This is a genomic window from bacterium (genome assembly GCA_029210545.1).
GTDB lineage: Bacteria > BMS3Abin14 > BMS3Abin14 > BMS3Abin14 > BMS3Abin14 > JARGFV01.
In genome coordinates this window covers 1-4417 of sequence record JARGFV010000169.1, presented here as the reverse complement: position 1 = coordinate 4417, position 4417 = coordinate 1, and the positions used below count along the sequence as shown (strand labels likewise).

General features: G+C 58.9%; 5 protein-coding genes. 4 read left to right on the top strand and 1 reads right to left on the bottom strand.

What is annotated here, in order from left to right; all coding sequences use genetic code 11:
• On the bottom strand, positions 1-217 hold a 217-nt coding region (locus P1S46_11885; GenBank protein MDF1537169.1), incomplete at its 3' end, for a hypothetical protein.
• Between the two features lie 192 nt (positions 218-409).
• Between P1S46_11885 and mtnP the strand changes: the two genes are divergently transcribed.
• The 4 genes from mtnP to P1S46_11865 form a co-directional block, all read left to right on the top strand.
• Positions 410-1270 carry an S-methyl-5'-thioadenosine phosphorylase gene (gene mtnP / locus P1S46_11880; protein MDF1537168.1) on the top strand — a complete coding sequence of 287 codons (861 nt, stop codon included), beginning with the start codon at positions 410-412 and terminating at the stop codon, positions 1268-1270.
• A gap of 84 nt (positions 1271-1354) precedes the next feature.
• Positions 1355-2245 carry a site-specific tyrosine recombinase XerD gene (gene xerD, locus P1S46_11875; GenBank protein MDF1537167.1) on the top strand — a complete coding sequence of 297 codons (891 nt, stop codon included), beginning with the start codon at positions 1355-1357 and terminating at the stop codon, positions 2243-2245.
• Between the two features lie 661 nt (positions 2246-2906).
• Entirely contained in the window at positions 2907-3878 is a 972-nt protein-coding gene (locus tag P1S46_11870; protein MDF1537166.1) for a YafY family protein, read from the top strand.
• A 393-nt stretch (positions 3879-4271) separates the two neighbouring features.
• Positions 4272-4417: winged helix-turn-helix domain-containing protein (locus tag P1S46_11865; GenBank protein ID MDF1537165.1), on the top strand; the 146-nt coding region annotated here is incomplete at its 3' end.

The following is a 4417-nucleotide window of genomic DNA, read 5'->3' as shown; positions in this document are numbered from 1 at the left end:
ACATCCGGTCCCTGGCGAAGGCGACCCTGCCCAGAACCTCGTCCAGGAACCCCATGATGACGCCCCCATGAACGATCCCCTCGTAACCGCAGTGCCGCTTTTCCGGAGTGAAGCGACCCTCTATGTCGCCGTTTTCGAGGGTCCGGAAGGCAGCCTTTAACCCGCACTCATTGTCAGGGCCGCAGACGAAACAGCCGGGAAAAAGAACTTGCTCCACAAGGGCTCCTTTCGGTCGCAGGAAAAATTTACGGTTTGCAGTTCACGGTTTACAGTTGCAGCACCTGGACAGATGCAACTTCTTTTGACAAAACGACCCTGTTGAAATAATAGTTTACAGCTGAAAGGCATTGCATTCAGGTTCTGACTGTAAACCGTAAACCGTGAACTGTAAACTTGCATGGAGGTTTTAATGACAAAATTCCTCGGCATCATCGGCGGCAGCGGACTTTACGAGATGGAGGGTCTCACCAACATCACCTCGGTGAGCATGTCCACACCTTTCGGAGACCCATCCGATGAGATCATTACCGGTACCCTCGGCGACATTACCTTGGCGTTCCTGCCCCGGCACGGCAAAGGTCACCGGATAACGCCATCCGAGATCAACTACAGGGCCAACATCTACGCGTTAAAAACCCTCGGGGTAGACTCCATCATCGCCGTTTCCGCAGTGGGAAGCATGAAAGAGGAGATCGTACCCGGTGACCTCGTCGTCCCTCACCAGTTCATCGACAGGACCAGGGGGCGCGCTTCCACCTTTTTCGGCAACGGTATCGCGGGCCACGTGGCTTTCGCCGACCCCGTCTGCCACAGCCTTGCCGACATCGCCGCGAAGGGCGCCGCCAGTACCGGCGCAAAGGTCCATCAGGGCGGCACCTACATCTGCATGGAGGGGCCCCAGTTCTCCACCCGCGCCGAATCGAACCTCTACCGCAGCTGGGGCGTCGATGTCATCGGGATGACGAACATCCCGGAGGCCAAGCTCGCCAGGGAGGCCGAGCTGTGCTACGCCACGGTGGCCCTCGCCACCGACTACGACTGCTGGCACGAAACGGAAGAGGACGTCTCCGTGGAAGCGATCCTCCAGATCATGCGCAAGAACGTCGAGAACGCCAGGACAGCCATCGCCTGGGCCGCGCGCAACATGGTTGAAAAGGCGCCCTGCGGGTGCTCCGAGGCCCTCAAATTCGCCATTGTCACCGATCGGTCCGCCATCCCCGAGGAGACAAAGAAAGACCTGGAGCCGATCATCGGCAAGTACATTAAATAAAGAAGGTGGAATGGAGAAGGAGGGAGGAGGAATAATGAACAAAAGAGCTTTGATTCCATATTCCATATTCCCTGTTCCAGATTCATGATGCTTGCCTTTATAGATTCCTATCTAGACCACCTCCTGATCGAAAAGGGGCTCTCCAACAATACCCTTTCCGCCTACCGTGCCGACCTGTCCGGATACGCGCGCTTCCTGGAGACAGAGGGCGTCAGGGAACCGGGACAGGTCCGGCCGGCCCACATCACGTCGTTCATCGCCGCCCTGCGCGACGAGGGTCTTTCCGCCCGCACAGCCCGGAGGAAACTGGTGTCCATCCGGGGCTTTCACCGGCACCTCGTTCTCAACAGGACCGCGGAAAAGAACCCCGCCGAAAACATCCCGCCTCTCCAGGTTCCCCGCAACCTGCCCGATGTTCTGACAGCAAACGAAATGGACCTCCTGCTGAATCAACCCGACCTTTCCAACAGCCAGGGCGTCAGGGACCGGGCCATGCTGGAGGTCATTTACGCCGCCGGCCTCCGGGTCTCCGAGCTCATCGGGCTCAGGATGGAAGAAGTCAGCCTGGAAGCGGGGTTCCTGAGGGTTACCGGGAAAGGATCCCGGCAGCGGCTGACCCCCGTGGGCAAAGAGGCCATCTACTGGCTTGAACGTTACCTGAAGGAGGCACGGCCGGAGCTTCTTAAGGGGAAACTCTCGGAATGGGTCTTTCCGGGCAGGGGAGGGAAGGGCTGCATCAGCCGGCAGGCCGTCTGGCAGAAGATCCAGGCCTACTCCCTCAAGGCCGGCCTGCGAAAGATCCATCCCCACACCTTCCGGCATAGCTTCGCCACCCACCTTTTAGAGGGCGGCGCCGACCTTCGCAGTGTCCAGATCCTCCTGGGGCACGCCAATATCGTGACAACGCAGATATACACCCATGTGTCGCGCAAGCATTTGATCGAGGTCCACAGGAAGTATCATCCGAGAGGCTGATGTGAGCAAGAAGGTGGAATAGGGAAGGTGGAAGGTGGAAGAAAAGCTAAAGGCAGCCTCACGCAGAGCCGCAGAGACGCGGAGAAAGGCTATGATCAAAGGGGGAAAGCTTGTCATCGCGAGCAACCACCCATGCGAAGCGATCTCATGCCTCATAGCTCAAAAGTCCGGATTTTACCGCGGAGGACACGGAGAAAGGCTTATACCATGGGATAAACTGCTCCGTCATTCCGGGCAACGACCCGGAATCCAGTAAGGCTCGTTTCCTGCAAAAGCGTTCAGAGCGGCCTCACGCAAAGCCGCAAAGCCGCGAAGAAAGGCAGTGCAAAATTGGGGGAATGGTTGTCACTGCGCCTGTCCGCCATAGCCTCTGGTGAAGGAGGAAGCTTCAGCGAAGGTGGAAGTTCACAGAGAAGAGCCCGGACTGTTGCCCTGGCCGCATAATTTTTCGGGCGCCTTACTCCGACTTTCGCATCTATCGCCGCCACCATAGTTGGTGGTATAGATATAAAGTGAGTTTGTGGGGAAACGCACTCCAGGCCATTGCAACCATCGATTCTCATCCCGTTGACTCAGTAAACAGAACGCCGCATCCCCTGTTAACCTGGCAGGCTGTCTTGTCCTCTCCGGTCTGCCACGTACCATCTAAAGGGAGCCGATGGTGGATCGCTCCGAACGGTTCTACAGGATCGACAGGCTGCTCAGGTGCAGGAAGGTCGTCACCTCGGAGCGGTTCCTGGAGGAACTTGAGGTCTCGGCCGCCACTTTGAAGAGGGACCTCCAGTACCTTCGGAACCGCTTCAATGCGCCCATCGTCTGGGACAGGGCCGCCGGGGGATACCGGTTCGCGACCCCGGAAACGGGTCCGGTTTATGAACTGCCCGGTTTCTGGTTCTCCTCGGGAGAGCTCTGCGCCCTTCTGGCCGCCCACAGGTGCCTGGCCGCCATAGATCCAGGATTTCTCGACACCCAGGTCGAACCCCTGCGGGCCCGCATTGAGGCCCTCCTCGAATCATCGGGGCATCCCCCATCGAAATTCATGGACCGCGTCCGTCTCCTTCCCATGACCCGAAGGGCCGTCGAGTCTTGTTTCTTTTCCGCGGTCGCCGCCGCCCTCTTCGAACGAAAGCGGCTCGAGATCGAAGCCTACAGCCGGGCAAGGGACGAGATCAATGCACGCACGGTTTCCCCGCAGAGACTCGTCCACTACAGGGACAACTGGTACCTGGACGCGTGGTGCCACTGGAGGAAAGCCCTACGGAGTTTTTCCGTTGATTCCATCCGGAAGGTCGTTCCGTCCGAAAAGCCTGTCAGAGAGATTCCGGAAGAGCTCCTCGACTCCCATTTCGCCGCATCCTACGGGATCTTCGCCGGGAAGGTAAAAGCGTGGGCCGTCCTGCGTTTCTCCCCGCTGCGCGCCCGCTGGGTGGAGAGCGAGCTCTGGCACCCCCATCAGGTCCGTGAGCGCCTCAACGACGGCGGACTGCGTTTACGTGTCCCGTATTCGGACGAAAGGGAGATCCTCATGGACATCCTCAGGCACGGTGCGGAAGTCGTCGTCGAGGCACCCGAATCACTGCGGGAGAGGGTCGCGGAGGAGGTCCGCAGGATGGCGGGGACATATGAATCCTGATCGCCCCGTTCGTCATCGCGAACCGTGGTCAGAGTGAAGCGATCCCGGGTAAGCGCGACTCCTGTGAAAGCGGCATGAGCCTTAACGCAGGGGGCCGCAGGTCGGCCATCCCCGGCCGAATCGCAGATGGCCGCAGAAAAAAGCAGGCGAGGGGGGAAGGCACGGTTCCTGTAAAAGCGTTCAGAGCGGCCTCACGCAAAGCCGCAAAGCCGCGAAGAAAGGCAGGGCAAAATTGGGGGGAACGGTTGTCACTGCGCCTGTCCGCCATAGCCCGGAACTTTTCGAGGGCGAAGGCGGAAACCGGATACCGCGTGAAGCAGTCCCGGTGATCAGTCCACCATAATATCAACTGAATGGAGGAAAAAGTTGCCGATCCCGGATTTTCAGACCGTGATGCTTCCACTTCTCGAAGTGGCCGGCGATGGCCAGACGAGGTCGGTGGCGGATGCCCGTGAGGAGTTGGCGATACGGTTCCAACTCACCGCTGAGGAGCGTGAAGCGCTTCTGCCAAGCGGAAGACAGCCGATCTTCAACAACCG

Bases quoted from the DNA above. Each gene is read 5' to 3' on its own strand.
- mtnP (MDF1537168.1), top strand. From the start codon at position 410: ATGACAAAATTCCTCGGCATCATCGGCGGCAGCGGACTTTACGAGATG.
- xerD (MDF1537167.1), top strand. From the start codon at position 1,355: ATGATGCTTGCCTTTATAGATTCCTATCTAGACCACCTCCTGATCGAA.